Genomic DNA, 24,559 nt, shown 5'->3' with positions numbered 1-24,559 from the left:
ATTGGGTGGTGGCTCAAGGGGAGGGTCTTCTCGCAGTACGGTTCAATACCGCTGGCTTACTTCTTCCGCTTGGTGAATGTTTTACTTTAGGGGGCTGCGTATTTGGCGGTAGCATTTTTTTATGCCCGTCGGCCAACTGTGCCGTGAGGCAGCGTTCGCTACAGTTTGACTCGGGAAACGCGCCACGAGTACTTTGGGCCGCCATGGAGGCCTCTTTACTGAATTCGCGCATATCGCCTTTCTTGACCCCAGCGATAACCCCCAGAGCTTTATGCTCGCTGTGTCGGACACCATGACTCCCATGAGTGTTCCCCCAGCCCTCAACGCACATACAAGGCGCTGTATCTTTCGAATATTCTTCCCAGCCGGGCTGGCGCTTGTTGTTACTGAACGCTCCTACAGAAAATGAGCTTTTCGGTATGACATGGTCAGGTGTTTGTGCTGGACAGCATCCGGCTATACCTGCTTCGTCCTTAGGGCGGTAGGGTACTAACTGACAGCGGCGAGCCGACAAGCATTTGTTTGCTTTGGCTCTTGTCGCTGTTTTGCTGGCCCAAGCGCTTTCATTGACCATTGCACCGCTCAGCTCGGCCTCTTTACAAACATTCTTTTCACCGTACGGTTTGTATTCCTGGCAGGATTTTCTTTCTCTTTTTTTCTCCCTTTTGCATTTTCCCTGGGTGCTCGGCGACATCTTGGAAAGGTGAGGCCAGGGAGGGGTATTACCTGGCTGTGAAGCATGGTTATGCGTCGTCATATCAAGGTGCCGTACTACGTTTTGACCTTCGAACTTCACATTCATCGACCAGGAAGTGAAGTACACCTTCCCCTTGATCTTGCTAGTGATGACCCCCTTCTTGGGCGCATTCCCAGCCTCATCCCCATAACTTGTCTTGAAGTAACTCTTGTCCTTGAGCATCACCTCTTTGCGGGTGATCTTGACCGTTCGTGTGCCCCGGGTGGTGTCCTTGGACATACCCGTATTGGGGTAGGGAATGGGTACCCCTATCGGTGTCGGCGGAGCCACGGGCGGGGTGAAGCAGACATCCGGAAAGCAGGCGACGGACTTGCCATCGGCCGCCTTGCAGGAAATCTCCATATTGTTGGCATACACCTCGTTGGCCATCAGGCAGCCCTCACGGTCTGGTAGCTGAGCAGGGCGGCGGCGCGTTGGCCGGCGTCGTTGCCGAGGTGGCAGAGGATATTCGGGCCGTCACCGTAGCCCTTGCGGCTGGCGGCCAAGGCCACGGCCAGCATCGTCGGGCCGATGGCGGCGCCGACTTCGCCAATGCAGTCGGCCGGGTGCCAGAGGTGGAAGAACTCCTTGCGCACCCGCAGGGTACGGCTCAGGGCCAGGGAGGCTTCCTTGAAGTAGTACTGCTCGCCGGAGATGTCGGTGAGCCGATAATCCATTTGCTCCAACCCACAGCCAACCTCGCTCAGGGCAGCGCGTACGGCTTGAGTCAGGCCTTCAGCACGCAGGGGAGTACCTTCGGCCTCCACGGTGGCCTTCTCCACGCCGAACCCCAGGCCGAGGCAGGCCAATTGCGGTTCTTCGCTGGCAACGGGGGCGGCCAGCACCACGGCGGCGGCACCTTCGCCGGGGATAAATCCGTTGGAGTTCTGGCTAGTGAGCAGGCGTTCGCGTGCTTCGAAAGCGGCCAGCGTCGGTCCATTCAAGAAGGAGTCGACGCCGGCAATCAGCACGTGGCGATGGCCGCCCTGGTAGATCAGCGTACGCGCATCAAGCAGGGCCACGGCAGCGCTGACCCGTCCATAGGCGATGACGTTGGAACTGGGATGAAAGCGCAGGCCCAATTCGGCTTCGATGGCGTGCAGCAGCCCCTTATCGAGGCCGTCGAGGCGGCCGGGGCGCTCGACTTCCGCCACCCCCAGCAGCAGCGGGGTCTTTTCCGGGTCGACGTTAGGGGTGCTTTGCAGCGCCTCGGCGATGGCGCAGGCGGCCATCTTGATCAGTTTGCTGCGCCCACGCCAGGGCTGCTCCAGAGGCACGCTGGCAGCGATCAGCCATTCGCCGCCGCAGTCGATGAAGCGGGTTTCCTGGAAGTTATCGATAGCGCAGCGAATCGCCGCGCAGCTCGCGGGTGCGCTGAGGCCAACGGCGCTGACCATGCCGGAACCGATGATGCAAAGTGCAGTCATCAGTCTGTCTCCTCGGGGGCGTGCCTGGCTTTTACCAGGGAGGAGAGCGACGGGTAGTAATCCTTGCCCTGTTCGCGGGCGCGCCACCAGCCTGTGGACATAGTGCCGACCAGCACCTGAGCGATCTCGAACATGTTGTGTCGTAGTACACGGGAGACACGCCAGGTCAGTTGCACCTGGAGCGCGTCTGTGTCGATCAGCAGGGTATCGATCACCGCCTGCACAGTCTCGTGACCGCCTTTTTTCAGAAAGAAGGTCACCGGCACGTCCATTTCGGGGACGCGAAAGCCCGCGCGCTCCTGGCGTGTGAGGTTGAGCAGCAACACATCCTCGCCGCCACGCAGGTAAGGGATCTGCTGATCGTCAGGGGCCGCCTGAAAGTAGCGACGGTCGAAATCTCCCGGCAGAAACGGAAAGCGGTCGGCCAGCCAGGCATCGTCGTAAGTGCCAGCGAAGCGAGCACGTTGCGGCCAGCTGCGGCCGATGGGGCCAAGGGCCATAGGACGGAAGTCGCCAGAGGGACTGTCGATCGCCTTGCCCAATTCCTCGGTGCTCGGCATCGGCATGCCGACGATGGCAGCACTACCCATGCGGCTTGGAAACCAGCCACAACCGGTCGGATTGTCCAGGTAGCTGTAACGCAATTCGGAGTCTTCCGCCATCGGATGGCTGCCGCCAAAGGCCTGGGCATAAGAGATGTCCTGCTCGATGAAGGGCTGCGGCAAGCCGGGAGAAACGCCCAGTAGCCCCAATTGCCATTGTCGGGGGCCGAGCACGGAAAAGGCCTTGCTCATCTGACCGACGCGAATGCCCGCAGCCATCTGGCTCACGGGTCGCCCGCCTGGGGCATAGGCTTTGCCGCGCACCAGCACGTCGCAGAACGGCTTGACCGGTGCGAAGTCCATTTCCTGCAGCGGGGCGCTGAGACCGGGTTCGCCGAGGAAGGTATCGGCCATCAGCAGCGGTTGCTGGGTCTCGGCCAGGGTCGCCGGGCGGCCGTCCAGAGGCAGATTAAACGTGCCTTTGACCACTACCACCAGGGATTCGCGGCCATCGGGCTCCATGCCCTGGGTATAGGCAGCAAGCAGTTTGCTGGCGTTGAGCAATTCCATAGGCGACTACCTGTCTAGTTGATCTGCACCGAACCACCCTTGATGCGGTTGACCCCGCTGGAGCGACTGGACAGGTAGGCGCCCTGGATGATCACTTTGCCCGCGCGGGTCAGGGTGATGCTGGCCTTGCCGCAACGCAGCACGATCTCGCGTTCGGCGCGCAGTTCCAGGCGCTGGTCGTCCAGTTGCACGCTGGCGACCGGTTCGGGCGCCATGGCCTGGCTCAGCAGGCGGCCGATCACTAGCGGGCGGGAAGGGTCGCCATCTTCGAACATCAGCGCCACTTGGCTGCCGATGTCTTCAGGGGAGAGCAGGGTGGTGCTGCGGGCGGCGATGCTCTGTTGCTCGGGGCAGCCGGGGTAGGTCACCCAGGGCGCACTGGCCTGTGGCAGGTCGAGCAGTACACCGACGACTACGCCATCGATGCGGGCCTGCGTGGGCAGTGAGTATTGAACCGTCATACGCGTTACTCCTAGTTTTGCAGGATCTTGCGTCCCTTGATCACCACGTTCTTGTTGGCCTTGATGTTGATCACGCCAGAGCCGTCTATGGTGATGTCCTTGCCGCTGATGCTGATGGTGCCGTCCTTCTTCATGACGATGCTGGCTTTGCCGGTCATGATGGTCACCGAGTCACCGGCATCGATGACAAGGTTCTTGCCCACCGTCAGCTCATCGTCCTTGCCGATATCGGTCGTGCGTCCTGCGCCGACCTGGCGCGATTCGTTGTCTTTTACCGTCGTTGAAAGATTGGCTCCGACGTCCACCGAGCGGTTGGTGCCCACATTGGTCGACTGGTAGAGGCCCACGTTGACGTTTTGGTAGGCCCCGACATTCACCGTTTGAAAGGCGCCGATGACAACTTCCTGCGCGGCGCCGATGGCGATCGTCTCGTTGATACCTACCGCATGGGTGCGTTGCAGCGCCACGGTCGCGGTTTCGCTGGCGCCCACGCTGATGGTGCGGTTGAGGCCTATGCTGATCGTCTCGTTACTGCCGACGCTTTCGGTACGGTTGACGCCAATGCTGATGTCCTCGTTGTTGCCCACGCTTTCGGTGCGGTTGACGCCGATGGTGATGGTCTCGTTGTGATCGACGGTTTCGGTGCGGTCGTGTTTGACATGCACAGTCTCGTCGTTATCGATGGTCTTGCTGCGGTCGTGGCCGACCCAGTGGGTCTCGTCGTTCTCGACCTCGATGTCCTGGTTCTTCTCGGCATGGATAAACAGTTGCTCCGCACCTTTCTTGTCCTCCATGCGGATTTCATTGAAGTTGGCCGGTGAGCCGTCCTTGCTCGAACGGCTTTTCACCCCGCTCTGAGTGGCATTGGCCGGTAGCGTGTAGGGCACGGTCTGTTCGGCGTTGTAGACGCGGCCAGTGATGATCGGCCGATCCGGGTTGCCTTCGATGAAACTGACGATCACTTCCTGACCGATTCGCGGGATCTGCACCGCCCCCCAGTTCTTGCCGGCCCAGGCCTGGGACACGCGCATCCAGCAGGAGCTATTGGCATTGGACTGGTCGTGGCGGTCCCAGTAGAAATGCACTTTGACCCGGCCATACTGGTCGGTCCAGATCTCCTCGCCATCGGGGCCGACCACCACGGCGGTCTGCGGCCCGCGAACAATGGGCATGGGGGTCAGGGGAAGAGGGCGGAAGGCCTGGCTGGCATCCATGCAGTCCAGCTCGCTGGTGAACTGCTCGGACAGGTCCAGCTGCGCATTTTCATAGAGTTCCTGGCGGATCTGATAGCGTGCGAACACCACCAGGTATTCGCGGTTCTGGTCCTCGCGCTCGTAGCCGGTCAGCTTGAACAAATGGCCGCAGCCCAGCCCGCGGGCGCGGCCGCGCAGCTGCACGCGCTCGAACTGGCTGTGAATGGCTTCGATGCGGGTACGCGCGTAGTGCTCGCCGTCGTTGCTCTGAACGTATTCACCGGGGTAGTCGTAGAGCGGGTGGTCGCCGTTGCTGTGACTGCGCGACACGCTGGAGCGCACCTCCAGTCTGGCGCGGGGGCGCTTGAAGTCGTAGTCGTTTAGCTCCAGAGAACCGGGTTGGACTTCCCGCTCCAGTTGCCAATCGTAGAAATGGTCGCGCTCGCGCATTTGCCGATCGGGCGGGTAGAAGGGCACCGAGTCATAGTCGGCCACCGTGGAGTGGGCGCCATAGGCGTCGGCAAACACCAGTACATGACGCGCCTGCTCATGGCGAAAGTAGTAATAGATGCCTTCGTGCTCCATCAACCGGCTGACGAAGTCAAAGCTGGTTTCACGGTACTGCACGCAATATTCCCACTCGCGGTAGTTGCCGCTCAGGCTGTCTTCGAAATCGGAGAAACCGAGGTCGCGGAACACCTGCTTGATGATCTCCGGCACCGTTTTGTTCTGGAAAATCCGGCAGTCCGAAGTGCGCGTGAGCAGCCATAACCAGGGCCGCAGGCTGACGCGGTAGCCGGCGAACTGACCGTGGCCGTTCACTTGCCGGCAGCTGCAGACAACGCCGTGGAAATAGCGTTTGCTGCCGTCGTGCAGCTCCAGGGTCAGGCCCATCGGCTTGCCCAGCAACTGGTCGAATGTGATCGCTCGGTTTTCGGAGGTGAGGTCCAATTCGTAGTGGAACAATCGCCCCAGCTCTTCGTTGCCTTCCATGCTCTGCAGCAACAGGACATCGCCGCCGAGGGGACTGTCGACCTGCACCAAACGGTTGTTTTGCGTTATTGCCATAAACGACTTCCTCTGGCTCGTGTTCGGGCGTCAGTCGTCCGTCTCGCGGGGTCAGGGGAAATCGTGTCCATCCATCGCGGTACATCCACCACAGAGATGATCTCCATATCGGCCTCATAGGCACTCAGTCAAAGCGAACGTACGAGTCAATCCGGCTTCTGCGGATTAACCTTCTGTCCAGAGCCACTTGGGCGTCACCTCTAACAATTTCGGTTAAAGTCTTAGCGCGGTTTAATCCTAGTCAAGAAACTCTCCGACCAATGGAGCGAACACCGAGCCGTTTCAAGGTAGGTGACCGACGGTCATTTGCTGCCTGGCTACGAGCGCGACGACATGCACCGGGAAGTGGCGCGTCATCAAGGCAACTCGCCGTTATAGCTGGCTTGGCGTCCCATGAATGGGAGAGGTTGTTCATCTATAGCGGCCCAAGCTCACCACCACCTGCGCCTCAGCGGGTTGCCCATGGCCAAGCACCTGGGTGAATCGAAGCAAAAGCTGCTCCAGCTCATGGCGCTAAGTTGCCCGATTCGCTTGAATAACGCCCCGCGTCGCCTTGCCAAACAAGCGCGCAGCCAAAGAATAAAACGGAATATTTCGAAAGGACCCGGCATGTCGTTATCCCGCTGTCTATCTGGCCTGTCCAACTTGCTGCACTACCGCCGCGAATGGTTGCGCGCCGACCTGCGGGCCGGCTTGTCCGTGGCGGCTATCCAGATCCCGATTGCCATCGCCTATGCGCAGATTGTCGGCCTGCCACCGCAGTACGGGCTTTACGCCTGTGTGCTGCCGATGATCGTCTATGCCTTGATCGGCAGCTCGCGGCAACTGATGGTCGGCCCCGATGCCGCCACTTGCGCCATGCTCGGCGGGGCCGTGGCGCCTTTGGCCATGGGCGACCTGCAGCGTACCGTCGAATTGTCGATGATCGTCACCGTGCTGGTGGGCCTGATGCTGATTGCCGCCGGGATCGCCCGGGCGGGTTTTATCGCCAGCTTCTTCTCGCGGCCGATCCTCATCGGCTACCTCAACGGCATCGGTCTGAGCCTGATCGCCGGGCAAATGGGCAAGGTGGTGGGTTTCAAGATCGAAGGCGACGGTTTCATTCTGGGGCTGGCGGACTTTCTCCAGCGTCTGGGGGAGATCCATGGCCTGACCCTGGCCGTCGGCCTGGCCAGCCTGGGCCTTTTGATCTGGCTGCCGCGACGCTATCCGCGCGTACCTGCGGCGCTGCTGACGGTGGCGCTGTTCACCTTGCTGGCCGGGCTATTGGGCTTCGACCGCCTCGGAGTGGCGATCCTCGGTCATGTGCCGGCCGGGATGCCGGAGTTGTCCTGGCCCAAGACCACCCTGGAGGAAAGCAAGAGCCTGCTGCGCGACGCACTGGGCATCGCTACCGTGAGTTTCTGCAGCGCCATGCTCACTGCCCGCAGCTTCGCCGCGCGCCATGGCTACGCGATCAACGCCAACCATGAATTCATCGCCCTGGGCCTGAGCAACCTGGCCGCCGGTGCCTCCCAGGGCTTTGCCATCAGCGGTGCGGATTCGCGTACCGCGGTCAATGACATGGCCGGAGGCAAGAGCCAACTGGTGGGCATCATCGCCGCCCTGGCGATTGCGCTGATTCTGCTGTTTTTCACCGCGCCCATGGCGTGGATTCCGCAGCCGGCCCTGGGCGCGGTGCTGTTGATGGCCGGCTGGGGCTTGCTCGACGTCAAGTCCCTGAAGCAAATCTACCGACTCAGCCGCTTCGAGTTCTGGCTGTGCCTGCTGACCACCGTCAGTGTGCTGGGGCTGGGCGTGCTGCCGGGCATCATGTTCGCCGTGACCCTGGCCATCCTGCGCCTGCTGTACAGCATCTACCAACCCACCGACGCGGTGCTGGGCTGGATGCCGGGCATCGAAGGCCAGGTGGACATCCACCAGTACCCGCAAGCTCGCACTGTGCCCGGCCTGGTGGTGTATCGCTTCGACGACGCGATCCTGTTCTTCAACGCCGACTACTTCAAGATGCGCCTGCTGGACACCGTGCAGCGCGAGAGCCAACCCGAGGTGGTGCTGTTCGATGCCGAGGCGGTGACCGATATCGATGTCAGCGGCATCGCGGTGCTGCGGGAAATCCGCGAGACCCTGGCCGCCCAGGGCATCTACTTCGCTATCGCCCGTGCCCGCGGTACTTTCCTGGCGATGCTGGAACGTTCGGGGATGACCCGGGAAATGGACAGCCAGTTGCTGTTCGGTTCGGTGCGTTCGGGCATCAGGACCTACCGCATATGGCGCAACAGCATGCGCGGCAAGCAATGAAGCAGAGGAGGGTGACCGGCAGGGAGCGGCCCTGCCGGCGCTTGATCGAAGCTCAGCCAGGCTGGCCCGGCATCACTGGGTGATGGTCATGCTGCTGGTGGCCTGGACCGAGCCATAGCGGATGCGCGGATACGTCGGGTCGGCGTAGCTGAAATCCATCACCGTGCCGACGGAACCGAAGTACAGGGCCTGGCAATTGAAGTTCACCGCGACCTGGCCGCCGTAAGGAGTGACCCCGATGGCGACCTGGGTCGGCCCGGTCCATTCGATCTTGCAACCCAGCGTACCGCCTGCTGCGCCGGCATTGTATCCACGACAGTTCAAGGTGGCGTTGCCGTTGCTGGTATTGGGAAAGCCCGCCCATTTGGCGATGGCCAGGTTGGCCGAGCATGAAGTGTTGACGCTGCTGGCTCCCGGGGCGAGCTTGTAGACCCCCGACGGTGGCGCAAGCGTTGCCGTGACAGGCGTCAATGGCAGCGCGGCAAGGCTCGATGCCGCCTGGTTTTCCACCACGGTGGTGGGCGAGGGCGGGAGCTTGCACACCACCACGGCGCCGACGTCGTCGGACTTCTTCAACTCACCCAGCGCAGTGATATCGGCGCCGCCCTTCGACTCGCAGAAGAGTTTGCGCAACTGGGCTTTCTCTTCGCTGTCAGCCATGGACGAGGCCTGGGCCAAAGGTGCAAGTGCCAGGCCAATGACTGCAGCCATCAGCACGCTTGAACGTTTCATGATCGATTCCTTATCGGGTTATGACTGGCTGCACCCTATGAGCCCCAGGCGGTTTTTTTCATGACAAAAGCTCGGGTGTTTCGCGCAAGCAGGGGCGCTGGGGTTTTGTCCTCTCGGGGCTTGACCTGATGCCGCTATCTGCTGTTGAATGCGCGCCCTAAAGCCTCTGCAACCTTTTCTCCAAGTGGTGAAGCCAGTGCCCTACGCCAGCCAACACGCCTGATACCGACGACGGTCCATCCTGCCTGATGGCTGCCCGTGCCTATGCACGGCGGCGCTTCATTGCCATGCCTGCCTGATCCTGTCGTTGGTTTTTCTCTTTTTTCGAGGACAAACCCATGCACACGGATATTCGTGCCACCGCGCACAACCTGGAACTGCTCAAATACCCCCGCACGCCCCACCTGCAAGGCTCGCGCCTGCAAGATGGCGACACTGACACTGGCCAAGTGCGCTATGGCGCCCTGGCCGGACAGTGGCTGGTGGTGGAAGAAAAACTCGATGGTGCCAACGCGGGCATCAGCTTTGGCGCAGGCGGCGAGTTGCTCCTGCAATCTCGCGGTCACTACCTCACCGGCGGTGGGCGCGAGCGCCAGTTCAATCTGTTCAAGCAGTGGGCCTCGGCCCATGAGCACTGGTTGCTGGAACGCCTGGAAGATCGCTTCGTGCTGTATGGCGAGTGGCTGCACAAGAAGCACTCGGTGTTCTACGACCACTTGCCACATTACTTCTGCGAGTTCGATGTGTGGGACCGCGCCACAGGGCTGTTCCTCTCCACCGCGGCGCGCCGGCGCCTGCTAGAAGGTGGGCCGGTGCTGTCGGTGCCTGTGCTGTACGAAGGCCCGGCACCGCGGCGGCATGCCGAGCTGCTAGCGCTGGTGGGCGATTCGCTGGCCAAGACCGCGCACTGGCGCCAGGTGTTCGAGCAGGTGGTGCACCGCGAAGGCCTCGACCTGGCCCGTGCCTGGCGTCAATGCGACCGCTCCAGCCGCATGGAGGGCCTGTACCTGAAGCTCGAGGACGAGCAGCAGACCCTCGGCCGGCTCAAGTGGGTACGCCAGGACTTCGTCCAGGCCATCCTCGATGCCGACCAGCACCATGCCAGCCAACCCTTTATCCCCAATCAACTGGCCGCCGGCGTCGACCTCTATGCCCCGCGCCTGTCCATGGACTGGCAGGGCCCACGCCACGGCTACTGAAGGAGCATCTCGAAATGGATATTCAACAACTGCGCCAACTGGTCCCCGAGCCGGGGCGCGATATGGACACCGCCGCCTGCCTGTCGGCCATTCCGGCCCTGGCGCGCCTGGCCGACACACCGCAGGACCCGATCTACCACGCCGAGGGCGATGTATGGATTCATACCCGCCTGGTGGTCGAAGCATTACTGGCCCAACCCGCCTACCAGCAGGCCAGCGCCGAGCAGCGCTTTGTGCTGTTCTTCGCGGCCCTGTTGCACGACATCGCCAAGCCCGACACCACGGTGATCGACAAGGATACCGGGCGTATCGGCCAGCCCGGTCATTCACGCCGGGGGGCGGTGGATGCGCGGCTGCTGTTGTGGCGCGCCGGTGTGCCGTTCGAGCTGCGCGAGCAGATCTGCCGCATCATCGCCGTGCACCAAGTGCCGTTTTTCGCCCTGCAGGGTGATCGCAGCGGCCGCAGCCCTGAGTTCCTGTTGCACAAACTGTCCTGGGAACTGCCGCTGTGGATGCTCTGTGCCGTCGCCGAGGCCGATATGCAGGGCCGCAACTACGCCGGCAAGGCCGATGTACTGGACGCCATCGAACTGTGGCGCGAACTGGCGCAGGAGGAGGGCTGCCTGCACGGACCGCGGGCCTTTGCCGACGACTACACACGCATTCAGTACCTGCGTGGCGCCCGGGTACATCCCGATTACCCGTTGCACGCGCCGCAGGGTTCGTCGGTGGTGATGCTCTCGGGCCTGCCGGCCAGCGGCAAGGACACCTGGACCGCACAGCATCACCCGGAGCTGCCGGTGGTGTCGTTCGACGACGCCCGCCAGGCCCTGGGCCTGCGCCATGGCCAGAATGAAGGCGCCGCTGCGCATTACGCCATCGACCGGGCCAAGGCCTTGCTGCGAGAGCACAAACCCTTTGTGTGGAACTCGACGCACCTGTCGGCGCAGATGCGCAACCGCACCCTGGACTTGCTCTACGGCTACGGCGCGCAGGTGGAAATTCTCTACCTGGAGCGCCCCGAGGGCGAGATCATGCGGCGCAACCAGCAGCGCGACACCTCGCTGCGCAACGATGATATCCGCCGCATGCTGTTCAAGTGGGAAGTGCCACTGCCCACCGAGGCGCATCGGGTTGTTTATCAGGCGGTGACGGGGTGAGTGGTCCAGGGGGACATGGCGACGCGAGGCATGAGGCGTTTCAAACTCTATCCTCTTGAAAAAAACCAACTTGAAAGTCACGGCCAGAAATCACCAGGTAAATGAAAATGTCAGAAACTGCAGAAAAAATAAGTGAGGTATTACAAGCTTTTCACCGTTTTGAAGATGGCTTGCTATTGTCGTTCGAGTTTAATTTTGCGCCAGGCGAACGACTCGCAGCACAGGTGGTATTTCATGCCAGAGATCATCGTATTGATGGGGATGTTTGGAAGAAAGTCAAAGTGGTTGTCCGTGGCGTCGAAGAGCTGAGCGCGAAAGTTAGCGGTCATCAATTCAATTCAATTTGCTCGGGGGTTCGGCTGTTGAAGTTTGACGAGTATTGGTGTGTCGACATTGATGGGAATTACGCTTTGGATGCTGATCCAGCATCCATTGATCAAGTGCGCGAAGAAGGGGATCTATATGTTATTGGTCGTGATATTGAGGTTTATGAGCTTGAGGGCTAGGTGATACCAGTGAAAGTGGTTCTAGCCAGCACGCACCCTCGTTGATTGAACTTCCTGACGTTCCCCCCCGAACATCCTGCGACGGATGGAGTATCCCCTGGTAATGAAGCTTACAGATCTCTATAACAAGGTAATCAGTAAAGAGCCGTACAATGATATGGACGTGTTCTTCGAGAGCTATGAAAGCTTTGAAGAGATTCCGCTTGTATCAAGGTATGGTCGCTTAAAGCACCTGATGGATGAAATGAGCAGCGACGGGGTGTCTGATTTCCTGACAGGGCTCGCTTTGTTTGTTTTAAATACTTTAAGAGTCTTGGAGGTTTCAACAGGTAAAGATGTTTTTTTTGCCGTGACTTTTACAGACTTTGAAGGGCTGGCGCAGCAAGGTGTTCTCATACCCAATATTTTTATTTGCGCAAAGCCAGCTTCAGTCAGTTTTTTGGAAAAAGTACGAGAACATGATAGAGGGCTTGCGTCGAAGGAGATGAAGGAAGTGAAAAAACATTTTTCCAGCTGTGGGGCAGAAACTGCTTTTGATTTTTATGAAAGCAGATCTTATGACGCAGCTTGCGCTGAAGAAATTGTAAGGGTCTTTGCTGTACCCAGGACTTCATGAGAGTACAGGGTTCGTCAGCCAATCCGATTCGATGGTGAAGCACTCCAATGATGGGGTGGGAGCTATGCGATTGCTCGCTGCGTCACGTTCATGGGCTTGGTCGAAGCCTATAGGTGCAGATCGAGCCATCGGTGGATCTGAGCAGTGAGTGGTTTCGAAAACTGGAAATGACCAGCTCGGGTACGCCAATTCAAAGCGTCGAAAGCGCCCGGATGCGTGATCCAAGCCTGATAGCTGATCACAGCTCCTGTGAGCCTTGGAGTTATGATATTTAACATAATATACATTATGCGTAGATACGATGTACTCATGTGGGTCACGTTACCCAAGAATTACCCAGGCTCAACTGCAACGCTGCCTACCCTCAGAAACAGCTTCTGAAGCCAGGCTTCGATCACTTTGCTGTTGCTCGCGTCTGGGCCTTCGCAATGACATCCTGGACAAACGAATCCTGATTCCTTTGCTCCTTGTAGCCAACCCAGGACTTCACCGGCCCTGGGCCGAAAAACTTCCAGTTGCATGACACCCACGAATTCCGACCGCGGATGAACACGTGGTGTGTGTCTTTCGAAATTCGGAATGCCTGTCAAAGTTCGAGCGGGAGAATTTCAAACTCAGGTGGTTGCTGACTGTGGCCCACCTGCATATCAAACTATTGAAGGTGGGCTTTGGGTAATTGCCGAGACGGCCAAGAAATCTACCGACAGAGCTCTCTGTATCGATTCACGTTGGAAACTGCAGAGTCTAGCGTTGTTGTTTTGTATTTGTAGTAGTGGATTATATTCGCCTGGGCCGGCCCGACATTGCCGAAGTATTCTTCCCAGGCATTACTCTTGGTGAGCAAGTCAGAGAGCATGGTTCTCAAGTCGTTTTCCGTCCAGGCTGTCTTGTAGCCTTTAATCTCACCAGGGGCCGGGCTGTTATGTTTTACATAATTAACCAGCAGGTACTTTCCTTCGTAGGCCATAAATACCGTATACACGGTCCCTTGAGGGGCTGACTGCCTGTACCAAGGGATCACGACAAAATGATGAACCACTGGTCCCGTACTAAAGTGCCAAACAGCTGTCTCCGAGTGCAGGCCGCGAAATAAAAGAGCCTGATCGATTTGGTACTTCATGCTTCCGTTATTTGTAATGACATCGTTTCCAGCATCATTTTGCACCTTCCCGTAGACAGCGCAGCTCATTTGAATGGGCACGGAAGGACAATCCTTCAGTTCCATGAGTGTTGCGTTGTTTTCTATTGCCCTGACCAGATCTTCCCCTGTCATGTTTCTTGGCTCCTGCCTAGTTGTTCAATATGCAGTTTAAATAATCGATATTGCTGCCCCTGGTGAGGATAGCTTCGATCTGCCCTTTATCAAATACACCTCGCCGCGGGTCTTGCCGAGTGCTGCCGGGTGTCGAGATATGGCTCGCGGGATGAGCTACCCTGCCCTTACAATATGACGCTTATAAATAACTAAACTAAATGAATATTTAGTTTAGTTATATTGGATATCAGGAGTTACCCATGACCTTTCCCCTTCGAACAATGGTGAGCAGTGTCGCTTTATCGGCCCTGCTGGCCACTTCTCTGGCAACGGCCGAACAAGGTCCTTCATTCAACTGCAGTGAGAAGATGACCGGGTCGATAACCGCACTGATCTGCCAGACCCCTGGTCTCGCGGCACTGGACCGCAAGTTGGCCACTATTTATCGCGACGCCCTGAAGAATGCCGGCAAGCGTGGCAATGTGCTCAAGGCCGAACAGCGTGGCTGGATCAAGGGCCGCGACGAGTGCTGGAAGACCGATGATCAGCAAGCTTGCGTGGCTGATAGCTATCGTCGGCGCATCGTCGAACTGCAGACGGGTTATGGGCTGGTCACCTCCTCCGCTCCGGTCATGTTCGATTGCGCGAGCAATGGCCGTATCAGTGTCACCTTCTTCCAGACCGAACCGCCCTCCCTCACCGCCTTATATAAAGGCCGGCAATCGCTGATGCTGGAGGCCAGCTCTGCCAGCGGCTCACGTTACCTAGGGCAGAACGAGAGCTTCTGGGAGCATCAGGGCGAGGCCGCTGTCACTTGGGGCCATGGGGTTGAAGAGATGATCTGCAAGAAAGCAGGCTGAACCCTGCCGTCTGCACCGCATCGGGTGCTGGCCGCCAAGCCCTGGGGGTTAGTTCCTGACAATACCTGGCGTACCGGGCGACTGCTGGCTGGCCCGATCCGGATGATCGCGCTCGATGAACCGCCGCAACCCTTCCTGGGTTTCCGGTTGATGGATCGAGCGGTTGAAGCACTGCGCTTCGATCTTCAAGCCCTCCGCCAATGGCAAGCCATAGCCACGCACGGCCGCTTCCTTGTCCGAACGCATCGCCGGTTGCGGCAGGCCGGCCAGGACATGGGCCAGCTCCAGTGCCCGTTTCAGGGAGCGCCCACTGGGCACTATTTCGTTGACCAGGCCGATACGGTACGCCTCCTGGGCGTCGATCACCTTGCCCGTGAGAATCAGTTCCATGGCCCGGCCCATGCCGATGATCCGTGGCAGGCGCTGGGTGCCGCCATCCGCCAGGCCGATGTTCCAGCGCCGGCAGGTAACGCCGAACGAGGCGTGTTCTTCAGCGATGCGGATGTCGGCAAAACAGGCCCACTCCAGGCCACCGGCATAGGCCACGCCGTTGACCGCGGCAATGATCGGCTTGTAGATCTCGGTCCAGCGGCTGGGGCCGATGATGCCCGGGCGTTCGCCACGGTCGTGGGCTGCCATTTCCTCGGCGCTGCTGGGCACCAGTTGCGCGGCCGCCTTGAGATCGCCGCCGGCGCAGAAGGCTCGGTCGCCGGTGCCGGTAATGATTGCCACCAGGGCGTTGTCATCCTCGCGAAAGCGTGTCCAGGCCTCGATCAGCTCGCGGTGGGTGACCGGGCCGATGCAGTTGCGCTGCTCGGGACGGTTGAAGCGGATGATCACCACGGGCCCGGACTGCTCATAGGCTATTTCGCTGAAAGTCATAAACGCTCCTGTTTATGTGTGTCCTGCGGTGAAACGGCTGCGCAATCCAGTATAGGCAGTGCTAAAAGTGAGGTTATGGCGATTTTCAGGTCACTCCGGGCTTTCTTGACAAGGAAAAAGACTGGTATGAATTCAGAGACCCGCGCCTTCTCGGCCGAATAAAACAGGAATCAGCACCATGAAGGTAATGACGGTATTGCCACTGCCCAGGAAAGCCGTGCCTAGGGCCTTAGTCCTGGCCCTCAGCAGTATCATCCTGTCCCTGTCCCTGTCCCTGTCCCTGCCCCTCGCCCAGGCCTGCACCCGGCTGACCTACCTGGGGAGCAACCAGAGCGTGATCACCGCCCGTTCCATGGACTGGAAAACCGATGTGGCGACCCATCTGTGGATCTTCCCGCAGGGCATGCAGCGCAATGGTGAGGTGGGAGCCAACTCGATCAAGTGGACCTCGCGCTACGGCAGCGTGATTGCCTCGGGCTATGACATCGCGACTACCGACGGCGTCAACCAGGCAGGCCTGGTGACCAACCTGCTGTGGCTGGTGGAGTCCCAGTACCCGGTGCCCGACAATGGCAAGCCGGGCCTCAGCATCGCCGCCTGGGCCCAGTATGTGCTGGACAACTACGCCACCGTGGCGGAGGCCGTGGACGCGCTGAAGAAAGAGCCCTTTACCCTGGTGACGGCCAATGTCCCCGGGGACACGCGCCTGGCGACCCTGCACCTGTCGATTTCCGACGCCACGGGGGACAGCGCGATCACCGAGTACATCAAGGGCAAGCCGGTGATTCACCATGGCCGGGAATTCCAGGTCATGACCAATTCCCCGACCTTTGATGAACAGCTGGCCCTCAATGCCTACTGGAAATCCATTGGCGGCACCGTCATGTTGCCGGGCACCAACCGCGCCGCGGATCGCTTCGCCCGAGCCTCCTTCTATGTCAACGCTATTCCCAAGGACGAGAGCCCGCAGGTCTCCCTGGCCAGCGTGTTCAGCGTAATCAGAAACGTCTCTGTGCCTTACGGCATCTCCACCCCGGGTGAACCGAATATCTCCTCCACTCGCTGGCGCACTGTAGTGGACCATCAACGCAAGCTGTACTTTTTCGAGTCGGCACTGACCCCCAATACCTTTTGGGTCGACCTGAAGAAGATCGACTTCGCAAGCACTACGGGCCAGGTGAAGAAGCTCGACTTGGGCAAGGACCAGTCCACCATCTATTCCGGCGAAGTCTCCGGCGACTTCAAGGTCACCCCCGCCTTCAAGTTTCAAGGTGCCTGAGCGGGTTCTACGCTGCCGAGGCAATGTGCCCCGAGCGCCCGAGGCCACAAGGCCTGGGAGCTCGGGGTATCGCGAGGGGGCTACGGGACCAGGGTCAGTGGCGGCTGCAGGGTGATATCCAGCGTGGCCAGTGTGCAATTGCCAGTGAGGGCCTGGTTGAAGGCACTCAACTTTTGAAGGGGACCGTTCCAGGTCACGAATATGTCATTGGCCCCGCAATTGCTGGCAGGTACGAAATTGGAGACGACAAAGCTGACGCCCTCCAGCTTCAAGGAAAATACGTTTTCCGGTTTCAAGATCCAGGGCAGATTCTTTGCCTCCAGGGACTTGCAGATTCCGCCACCGCTGATGAACACACTGTGGATCTTGGCTTCATCCTGAGTGTTGATCGAACCGCTCAGGCTGATGCCACAGGTGACCTGTGCCTGAAACGACGACGGCAGTTTTATCGAGAGGGTGCCATTGTTGCCGTAGAACGGGCCCTGGGGTGAAAAGTGTGGTGCAGCGGCCACCAGGGTCGTGGAGCACAACCCTATGACAAGCGCACTTGCGATCATCAGGCTATTCAAGCTTTTCATTGTTGTTCCTCACGCATAGGGCGAAGTGTTTCGCCGGGGTAATGGCCATGATCGAGAGGTCATGAAAACGGCAGGACGTCCCTTTCCAGCCAAGCTTCAGGTCGGTTGCATTTCACGGGAGCGGCCAAGGCGCCAAGGAAAGTCCTCCGCCCTGGGCGAAATTCAAAAACAGCATTGAAATATTTTTTTGAATCAAATAGCTGGCAATCTCCGATCGGTCAAGGCTCCCCATCGGCCTTCAACCCTGTGGCAAGCCTGCCGGGGGGCCTGTTAGGCTAACCCGCCCACCGCGTCGCCGCGGTCTCTACAGCCCTTCGCGGAACCGCACCATGTCCTCCACCGCCCAATTCTGGCGCGACCCGAACCTGCCCTACGTCGAAAGCCGCCGGGCCTGTGACAGCCGCGCCAACTACAAGGCCCACAGCCATCCGACGGTGTCCATCGGTGCCGTGGACCGGGGTGTCAGTGTGTTCAGCGGCGGCGCCCAGGGCCCGACCCGGATCCAGGCTGGCAGCGTGGTATTTGTCCCGGCCGATTGCGCCCATGCCTGCAATCCCCTGCCCGACAGCGCCTGGAGTTACCAGATGCTGCACCTGGACCCGCGCTGGGTGGACGCTGTGCGCGAAGAAGCGCAGCAGCATGGGGCGGCGCTTTCCCAGGTCGTGCTGAGCCACGACAGTGGCCTCTACCAGGCTTTTTGCCGGCTCAACCAGTTGTTGTTTTCCAGCGCCAGCTGGCAGCACAAGGAGGCCGCGCTGATCGAGTTCATCGGTGGCTTGGCCACCCGGGAGCAACCGGTGATTGCCCTGGCGGCCGATCCGGCCCGGGCCAGCGCAGGTGTGCGCCGGGTCGTGGATTTCCTCCAGTGTGATCCGCAGCAGGCCGGGCCTCTGGAGCACTTGGCGGAACTGGCGGGAATCAGCCGCTACCAGTTGATCCGCGCCTTTCGCGCGGCCACCGGGATGACGCCCCATGCCTACCAGTTGAACCAGCGGATCATCCAGGCCCGCGCTTCGCTGCAGGCCGGGGAAGCGTCGGCAGCCCTGGCCCAGCGCCTGGGCTTTGCTGATCAGGCGCATTTTCAGCGAGTGTTCAAGGCTCATGTCGGCGTAACCCCGGGCCTGTACAAGGCCTGAGGCCGCGCAATTTTCTTCAATACCCCGGCTCTCTCGGCGCCGCAGACTTCCAGGCTTTCACGTCACTGGAAGGCTCTACCCATGATTCAACAGTTCCTGCTGGTCGCCGCCGCGCACTTTCTCGCCCTGCTCTCCCCCGGCCCGGATTTCTTCCTGGTAGCACGCATGTCCATGGCCGCGGGGTGGCGATCGGCCACCGGCGCCTGCCTGGGCATCGCCCTGGCCAATGGTGCCTTTATCGTCCTGGCGTTTGCCGGGGTCTCGGTGTTTCGGGCAGGCAGCCCGCTGTTCCTGGCGATCCAGTTGGCCGGGTGCGGCTACCTGCTTTATATGGGCTGGCTGTTTATCCGCCATGCCGGCGCCAGTTCACTGGCCGCGGTGGACGGCAACGACGAAGCCCGGCCGCTGGGCCGGGCCACCTGGTGGCGTGGCCTGGGCATGGGCTTTCTCTCTGGCATCCTCAACCCCAAGAACGCCCTGTTCTATGTCAGCCTGGCGTCCCTGGTGGGGGCCCAGACCAGTGCCGGCTGGAAGCTGGTCTATGGCTTGTGGATGTTCAGCGCCGTGCTGTTGTGGGACGTGCTGGTGGCCCTGGCCATTGGCAACCGCCGGGTGCGCGAGCGCTTTGCCCGGGCCCTGCCCTGGCTGGAACGGGGCACCGGGGTGGTGCTGATCCTGCTGGCGCTGCTAGTGATCGGCGCCACTGTGTGGCGCCACTGTGTGGCGTCACTGTGTGGCGTCACTGATCCACGCCCCGGGCAGTGACTTCCAACTGTCATTACAAATAAACAACAAAGCAATAATCTGCCGAAAGCGCCGCTGCCGATATTGTCGCAACGGTGAACGGGCCTGCCGGGCATTGCCCGGTATCTGCCCCGCCGAAACAGTGCAAGGAGGACCTGCCATGCAACAACAGCCACGCCTGGGGTGCGGTGTCGCGATTGTCCGGGACGGCCAGCTGCTGCTGGTCAAGCGCCTTCGCGACCCGGAAGCCGGTTGCTGGGGCCTCCCCGGAGGCAAGGTCGACTGGCTGGAACCGGTGGAACAGGCCATGCGCCGGGAAATCCACGAAGAACTGGGGCTGACCCTTCAAGGCGTGAGCCTGTTGTGCGTGGTCGACCAGATCGACCCGCTGCGCCAGGAGCACTGGGTATCACCGGTGTACCTGGCCTCGGCCCCGGCCATGCCGGCGCGCAATTGCGAGCCGCACAAGCACAGCGATGTGGCCTGGTTCGAGCTCGACCGCCTGCCCCAACCCCTGACCCAGGCCACCCGCAGCGCCGTGCGCGCCCTGGTGCAGATGGCCGCCCTGGAAAGCTGAGCAGCCACGCCCCGGCCCTTCCCGGCCTGCGACCGATGGCCGCAGGCATTGGTCTAATTAGCCCGCCGCCGCTTTCGTCTGTTTGTTACCATGCGCGGGTTTTTGCCTGTCTGGCTGTTCAAAGGGCGTTATTTCATGAGTGTTCTGCTGACTCGCCGCACCCTGCTCACCAGCGCCGGAGTGCTCGGCCTGGGCCTGCTCGCCGGTTGCGACAACAGTCCCCGACTGTCCTTCAAATACGGCAAGGACCTGAGTAATCAGATTCTTGGCCGCACCTTCAAACTCACCGATTCCCAGGGCGAAACCAAGTCGCTGTCCAGCTACCGCGGCCTGATGCCGATGATTTTCTTCGGCTTCACCCAGTGCCCGGCCGTATGCCCCACCACCCTGGCCCGCGCGGCCCAGGCCAAGAAGCTGATGGGCCGTGATGGCGACCGCCTGCAAGTGGTGTTCATCACCCTGGACCCGGAGCGCGACACCCCCGAAGTGCTGGACGCCTACGTCAAGTCCTTCGACCCCAGCTTCGAGGCGCTGTACGGCACCCTGGAGCAGACCGCTGCCACCGCCAAGGAATTCGGCGTGTTCTACGAAAAGATCCCCAGCGGCTCGACCTACACCCTGTCCCACACCGCCACCAGTTTCGTCTTCGACTCCCGGGGCACCTTGCGCCTGGGGCTTTCCCAGTCCCTTACCGCCCAAGAGTGCGCGGAAGACCTGCTCACCGTCATGGAGGTTTGTTAATGCATTCCCTACAGCGCCCATCCCGTCTCAAAGCTGCCCTGCTGCTGGTTTCCCTGCTGGGCCTGGGCGGCACCGCCAGCGCCGCGACCCAAGTGGACAACGCCTGGGTCCGCGCCACCGTAGCCGGCCAGCACGCCAGCGGCGCCTTCATGGACCTCACCGCCAGCAGCGACAGCAAGCTGGTTGAGGTGCAATCGCCAGTGGCCAAGAACGTGCAGATCCACCAGTCGAGCATGCACAACGACGTGATGAGCATGCAGCAAGTGGACGCCGTGGCCCTGCCGGCCGGGCAGAAAGTCAGCCTGGACACCCACGGCTACCACGTGATGCTCATGGAGCTCACCGGCCAGATCAAGGCCGGCGACAAGGTGCCCCTGACCCTGACCGTGGAAAACGCCAAGGGCGAGAAGGAAACCATCAAGGTCGAAGCCCAAGCCCGAGCGCTGAATGCGCCGGACCACAGCATGATGAAGCACTGACAGCACCGTGAAGAAAAACCGGCCCTTGGGCCGGTTTTTTTTCATCCCCAGTCAATCGCCCGCGCCAGCCAAACGGTGAACCCGCAGCAGTCCGGGTCTTCGCTGATGTGCTGCACCACCTCGAAACCATGGGTGTCGAGCAAGGTGCAGTATTCCCCCGGGGAGAGGCTGGCGTGGTACAGGTCTTGGCCCTCGAATTCGCCGATGGCCTCCCCTGCCTCGGGGCCGCTGGTGAACATCAGGGCACAGCCCGGGCCGGCGTGGCGTTCGAAAACGGCGAACATGGCGCGCTGATCGTCCGGGCTCAGGTGAAACAGGCTGTTCCAGGCGAGGATGCCGGCAAAATCCTGGTCCAGGGCGAGGCTGCGCATGTCAGCGTGGATCCATTGCTGCCCGGCAAAGCGCTGGCGGCACTGGTCCAGCAAGGTGGCAGAGCTGTCGACGCCGGTGACTGCACATTGGTGTTCGATCAGGTTGCGCGCAATCGGCTCGCCACCTCCGCAACCCAGGTCCAGCACCTGGCCGCCCTGCCCCATGACCCGGCGAAAGCGCTCCAGCCATGCCTGCTCTCCCTCGAAGGCCTCGGGGCTGGCCCTGCGACGCTGGTCCCAGGCCCGAGCATGACGCTGGTACAGATCGACGATATGCCGGGCGGACTCGTGCATCCACAGGTTTCCTTGTGCGTGTGTGGCCGCAAATTACAGCACAACGGCGCTTGGGCCGGGCATCAAGCCGTTCAACTGCGCCCTGCCAGCTCCAGCAACTGCCCGCGCAGCCAGCGGTTGGCCGACTCGTTCTGCACTTGCTTGCTCCAGTACAGGTTGAGGCAGACCTCGGGCAGGGTCAGGGGCATGTCGAGAATCCGGTTGCCCAGCCCGGCGTTGATCAACTGCGCATTGTTGCGGGTCAGGGTCAGCAGGCCATCGCCCTGGGCCACCAGTTGCGCGGCGGTGAGAAAGTGCTGGCAGTGCTGGCGGATGCGCCGTACCACCCCCAGGTGCCCCAGGGCCAGGTCTTCGACGCAGATGCCCCGGCGCCTGGAGGTCACCGCCACATGCTCGGCCGCCAGGTAGCGTTCCACCGTCAGTTCGCCGCTGAAGCCGGGGCCGGCCATCACGCAGAAGGAGTCCTGCAGCAGCAGTTGCTGTTGCAGTTGCGGGTCGGTGAGCCGCGACAGTTCGATGGCCAGGTCAATGCGCCCGGCAATCATCTCCAGCTTCAGGTCGGCCCAGTGCACGCTGGTGCTGCGCACTTCCAGGTGCGGGGCAACACGGTTCAGGTGCGCCAGGATCAAGGGCAGAATCACCGGCTCCAGTTGCTCCGGCATGTTCAGGGTGAAACGCCGGCGGTCCCGCAACGGGTCGAAGGCCTGGGCCGGGTTGAGGCTGCGGCGCAGACCGCTGAGGGCGTCCTGGATCCCCGGGGCCAGTTGCTTGGCCAGCGGCGTAGGGGCCACGCCATAGCCCTCGCGGACGAACAGCGGATCGTCCAGCTGGGCGCGCAGGCGCGCCAGGGCGTGGCTGATGGCCGACTGGCTGAGGTGCAGCACCGAGGCTGCGCGGGTCAGGTTGCGCTCCTGGTACACCACCTCGAAGACCCGGAACAGGTTCAGGTCCAGGCGGCTCAGCCCTGACCATTCATGCGGTGAGTTCATGGTTGTGCCCTCGCAGTCTCGACCCGCAGCAGGCTAGCAGCGGGCCGGCGCCGGCAGAACCATGTAGCGCATTCATGAATCTCGATGAATAACCGTCGGTTCTGTGGTGCCCCGGGCGCTGCCTAAGATGGCCGTGCCGATAACAACAATTCAGGAGGCACCATGGACCTTGCGGCCTATCAGCAGCACCTTCACGCCCTGCAGCAGGCCGCCTGGCCCGAAGGCGCGCCGCGTACCCCGCAGTACCCCCTGGGCCAGCAGCCCCTTACCGAATACCTGCGGGCCTGGGCGCAGTCGCAAGCCAGTGCCGTGGCCCTGGACTTCTATGGCTATCAGTTGAGCTTTGCCGAGCTGGACCGGCTGTCCGACCGGTGCGCCGCCTTGCTCGGCGAGCAGGGAATCGGCCCCGGGGACCGGGTGGCGGTGTACCTGCCCAACTGCCCGCAACTGCATATCGGCTTCTGGGGCATTCTCAAGTGCGGCGCCGTGTACGCGCCGGTCAGCCCCCTGGCGCGCACCCTGGAGCTGGAGTATCAGCTCAAGGACAGCGGCGCCCGGGTGATCCTGTGCTTCGACCAACTGCTGGATGTGGTGCAGGCGGTCAGCGACGCCTGCGAGTTGAGCGCGATCCTGGCCACCAGCCTCAGCGAGTTGTGCCCGGCCACCCCGAGCATTCCCCTGCCGGACCTGCTGCGGACGCCCAAGCGCCTGGCACCGGGGGTGACCGACTTTTTCCCCGCCCTGGAGGCCTGTCGCGCCGCCACCCCGGCCCACCGTCCTGCCCTGGGCGATATGGCCGCACTGAACTACACCGGTGGCACCACCGGCATGCCCAAGGGCTGCATTCATAGCCACGGCGACATGCTCTACACCTGCGCCAGCTTCGTGCCGGTGGCCTTGGGCCTGAGGCAGGACAGCGTGCTGCTCAATTTCCTTCCCGAGTTCTGGATCGCCGGGGAAAACGCCGGCCTGCTGTTTCCCATCTACGCCGGCTGCCGCCTGGTGCTGCTGGCGCGCTGGGACGCCCTGGGTTTCATGGCGGCGGTGGCGCACTACCGGGTCAGCCATTGCGGGCTGCTGGTGGACAGCGCCGCCGAAGTGCTGGAGCACCCAAGCGTCGCCGACTACGACCTGAGCTCCCTGAAGGCCACCGGCTGCATCTCCTTCGTCAAGAAGCTCACCCCCGACTATCGCCAGCGCTGGCGCGCTCAAACCGGCTGCACCCTGTTCGAGTTCAGCTTCGGCATGACCGAAACCCACACCTGCGACACCTTTACCGCCGGCCTGCAGACCGACGACTTCGACCTCAAAAGCGCGCCAACCTTCGTCGGCCTGCCGGTGCCGGGCACCGAGTTCAAGGTCTGCGACTTCGACAGCGGCGCCCTGCTGCCCCTGGGCTCCGAGGGCGAGTTGTGCGTGCGCAGCCCTTCCCTGCTGCAGGGTTACTGGCAGCGCCCGGAGGCGTCCGCGGCGGCCCTGCGCGACGGCTGGCTGCACACCGGTGACCTGGGGCAGATCACCGGACAAGGGTTTATCCGCTACCTGGGCCGGCGCAAGGAAATGCTCAAGGTCAATGGCATGAGCGTGTTTCCCAGCGAGCTGGAGGCGCTGTTCGGCCAGCACCCGCAGGTGCTGGCCAGCGCAGTGATCGGCCGCGCCGATGAACGTCGGGGCCAGCAGCCGGTGGCCTTCGTTGTGCTCAAGCCCGATGCGCCCCAGGACCCGCATGCCCTGGCAGCCTGGTGCCAGGAGGTGATGGCCGCCTACAAGGTGCCGCAGATCCGCCTGGTGGCCAGCCTGCCCATGACCGCCACCGGCAAGGTCAAGAAGAACGAGCTGGAACAACAGCTCTGAGCCCTTCCT

Annotated in this window: 24 protein-coding genes; 13 read left to right on the top strand and 11 right to left on the bottom strand. The window is 61.3% G+C overall.

Translation table 11 applies throughout. From position 1 onward, the window contains the following. Positions 1-13 precede the first annotated feature (13 nt). The 5 genes from M2395_RS05870 to M2395_RS05850 are packed head-to-tail and all read right to left on the bottom strand — an operon-like array spanning position 14 to position 5,997. Positions 14-1,126: a PAAR-like domain-containing protein gene (locus tag M2395_RS05870; protein WP_072450337.1), complete on the bottom strand. Its 1,113-nt coding sequence runs from the start codon at positions 1,124-1,126 to the stop codon at positions 14-16. Then, positions 1,126-2,166: a 3-oxoacyl-ACP synthase gene (locus M2395_RS05865; protein WP_092214881.1), complete on the bottom strand. Its 1,041-nt coding sequence runs from the start codon at positions 2,164-2,166 to the stop codon at positions 1,126-1,128. Before M2395_RS05865 ends, M2395_RS05870 begins: the two co-directional genes overlap by 1 nt. Continuing rightward, positions 2,163-3,275, bottom strand: a complete 1,113-nt coding sequence (locus M2395_RS05860; RefSeq protein ID WP_123430772.1) for a DUF2169 domain-containing protein — start codon at positions 3,273-3,275, stop codon at positions 2,163-2,165. The genes M2395_RS05865 and M2395_RS05860 overlap by 4 nt, the downstream gene beginning before the upstream one ends. Positions 3,276-3,289: 14 nt before the next feature. Further along, positions 3,290-3,736 (bottom strand): DUF6484 domain-containing protein, encoded by a 447-nt coding sequence (locus M2395_RS05855; RefSeq protein WP_019095552.1) that lies wholly within the window; start codon positions 3,734-3,736, stop codon positions 3,290-3,292. Between the two features lie 11 nt (positions 3,737-3,747). Then, positions 3,748-5,997: a type VI secretion system Vgr family protein gene (locus M2395_RS05850; RefSeq protein WP_015635608.1), complete on the bottom strand. Its 2,250-nt coding sequence runs from the start codon at positions 5,995-5,997 to the stop codon at positions 3,748-3,750. A 609-nt stretch (positions 5,998-6,606) separates the two neighbouring features. Here M2395_RS05850 and M2395_RS05845 point away from each other — a divergent pair. Continuing rightward, entirely contained in the window at positions 6,607-8,298 is a 1,692-nt protein-coding gene (locus M2395_RS05845; protein WP_041752252.1) for a SulP family inorganic anion transporter, read from the top strand. Positions 8,299-8,370: 72 nt separating this feature from the next. Here M2395_RS05845 and M2395_RS05840 read toward each other — a convergent pair whose 3' ends face one another. Beyond that, a complete protein-coding gene (locus M2395_RS05840) occupies positions 8,371-9,030 on the bottom strand; it encodes a hypothetical protein (protein WP_011061294.1) in 660 nt (219 codons plus the stop codon). Positions 9,031-9,368: 338 nt separating this feature from the next. Between M2395_RS05840 and M2395_RS05835 the strand changes: the two genes are divergently transcribed. The 4 genes from M2395_RS05835 to M2395_RS05820 all read left to right on the top strand — a co-directional run bounded on the left by M2395_RS05835 (position 9,369) and on the right by M2395_RS05820 (position 12,511). Then, a complete protein-coding gene (locus M2395_RS05835) occupies positions 9,369-10,229 on the top strand; it encodes an RNA ligase family protein (protein ID WP_015635611.1) in 861 nt (286 codons plus the stop codon). A gap of 14 nt (positions 10,230-10,243) precedes the next feature. Further along, positions 10,244-11,389, top strand: a complete 1,146-nt coding sequence (locus M2395_RS05830; protein WP_053151674.1) for an AAA family ATPase — start codon at positions 10,244-10,246, stop codon at positions 11,387-11,389. A gap of 107 nt (positions 11,390-11,496) precedes the next feature. Continuing rightward, positions 11,497-11,895, top strand: coding sequence for a hypothetical protein (locus tag M2395_RS05825; protein WP_174394713.1), 399 nt, complete (start codon positions 11,497-11,499; stop codon positions 11,893-11,895). 103 nt (positions 11,896-11,998) lie between these two features. Then, entirely contained in the window at positions 11,999-12,511 is a 513-nt protein-coding gene (locus M2395_RS05820; protein ID WP_227454050.1) for an Imm15 family immunity protein, read from the top strand. Positions 12,512-13,208: 697 nt separating this feature from the next. On the opposite strand, the gene M2395_RS05815 is transcribed toward M2395_RS05820, so the two are convergent. Further along, positions 13,209-13,784 (bottom strand): hypothetical protein, encoded by a 576-nt coding sequence (locus M2395_RS05815; RefSeq protein WP_123430771.1) that lies wholly within the window; start codon positions 13,782-13,784, stop codon positions 13,209-13,211. Positions 13,785-14,026: 242 nt separating this feature from the next. Here M2395_RS05815 and M2395_RS05810 point away from each other — a divergent pair, with 242 nt between their 5' ends. Then, positions 14,027-14,626: an MliC family protein gene (locus M2395_RS05810; protein ID WP_123430770.1), complete on the top strand. Its 600-nt coding sequence runs from the start codon at positions 14,027-14,029 to the stop codon at positions 14,624-14,626. A gap of 48 nt (positions 14,627-14,674) precedes the next feature. Here the strand turns inward: M2395_RS05810 and M2395_RS05805 are convergent, their stop codons facing one another. After that, positions 14,675-15,508, bottom strand: a complete 834-nt coding sequence (locus M2395_RS05805) for an enoyl-CoA hydratase/isomerase family protein (protein WP_015635615.1) — start codon at positions 15,506-15,508, stop codon at positions 14,675-14,677. A gap of 178 nt (positions 15,509-15,686) precedes the next feature. Between M2395_RS05805 and M2395_RS05800 the strand changes: the two genes are divergently transcribed. Then, positions 15,687-16,787, top strand: a complete 1,101-nt coding sequence (locus tag M2395_RS05800; protein ID WP_185057785.1) for a linear amide C-N hydrolase — start codon at positions 15,687-15,689, stop codon at positions 16,785-16,787. A gap of 80 nt (positions 16,788-16,867) precedes the next feature. On the opposite strand, the gene praB is transcribed toward M2395_RS05800, so the two are convergent. After that, positions 16,868-17,365, bottom strand: coding sequence for an alkane oxidation protein activator PraB (praB, locus tag M2395_RS05795; RefSeq protein ID WP_077934133.1), 498 nt, complete (start codon positions 17,363-17,365; stop codon positions 16,868-16,870). Between the two features lie 329 nt (positions 17,366-17,694). On the opposite strand from praB, the gene M2395_RS05790 reads away from it, so the two are divergent. From M2395_RS05790 to M2395_RS05770, 5 genes are all read left to right on the top strand, one after another. Next, positions 17,695-18,501 (top strand): AraC family transcriptional regulator, encoded by an 807-nt coding sequence (locus M2395_RS05790; RefSeq protein ID WP_011061309.1) that lies wholly within the window; start codon positions 17,695-17,697, stop codon positions 18,499-18,501. A gap of 84 nt (positions 18,502-18,585) precedes the next feature. After that, the gene (locus tag M2395_RS05785) at positions 18,586-19,266 is read left to right on the top strand and encodes a LysE family translocator (protein ID WP_233447083.1); all 681 of its coding nucleotides are present in this window, start codon (positions 18,586-18,588) and stop codon (positions 19,264-19,266) included. 139 nt (positions 19,267-19,405) lie between these two features. Continuing rightward, entirely contained in the window at positions 19,406-19,822 is a 417-nt protein-coding gene (locus M2395_RS05780; RefSeq protein WP_015635620.1) for an NUDIX domain-containing protein, read from the top strand. Between the two features lie 135 nt (positions 19,823-19,957). Beyond that, the gene (locus M2395_RS05775) at positions 19,958-20,563 is read left to right on the top strand and encodes an SCO family protein (RefSeq protein WP_011061312.1); all 606 of its coding nucleotides are present in this window, start codon (positions 19,958-19,960) and stop codon (positions 20,561-20,563) included. Continuing rightward, complete coding sequence (locus tag M2395_RS05770; RefSeq protein WP_011061313.1) at positions 20,563-21,042, top strand: copper chaperone PCu(A)C; 480 nt, start codon at positions 20,563-20,565, stop codon at positions 21,040-21,042. Before M2395_RS05775 ends, M2395_RS05770 begins: the two co-directional genes overlap by 1 nt. 41 nt (positions 21,043-21,083) lie before the next feature. Here the strand turns inward: M2395_RS05770 and M2395_RS05765 are convergent, their stop codons facing one another. Then, entirely contained in the window at positions 21,084-21,707 is a 624-nt protein-coding gene (locus M2395_RS05765; RefSeq protein WP_123430768.1) for a trans-aconitate 2-methyltransferase, read from the bottom strand. 71 nt (positions 21,708-21,778) lie between these two features. Further along, entirely contained in the window at positions 21,779-22,696 is a 918-nt protein-coding gene (locus tag M2395_RS05760) for a LysR family transcriptional regulator (protein WP_011061315.1), read from the bottom strand. Positions 22,697-22,858: 162 nt separating this feature from the next. Between M2395_RS05760 and M2395_RS05755 the strand changes: the two genes are divergently transcribed. Continuing rightward, complete coding sequence (locus tag M2395_RS05755; protein ID WP_123430767.1) at positions 22,859-24,550, top strand: AMP-binding protein; 1,692 nt, start codon at positions 22,859-22,861, stop codon at positions 24,548-24,550. The last annotated feature ends 9 nt before the right edge of the window (positions 24,551-24,559 follow it).

This window comes from Pseudomonas sp. BIGb0176 (assembly GCF_024810175.1).
GTDB classification, from domain to species: domain Bacteria; phylum Pseudomonadota; class Gammaproteobacteria; order Pseudomonadales; family Pseudomonadaceae; genus Aquipseudomonas; species Aquipseudomonas protegens.
Note: the sequence above shows the minus strand (reverse complement) of the source record. Positions and strands in the feature narration are given on the sequence as shown.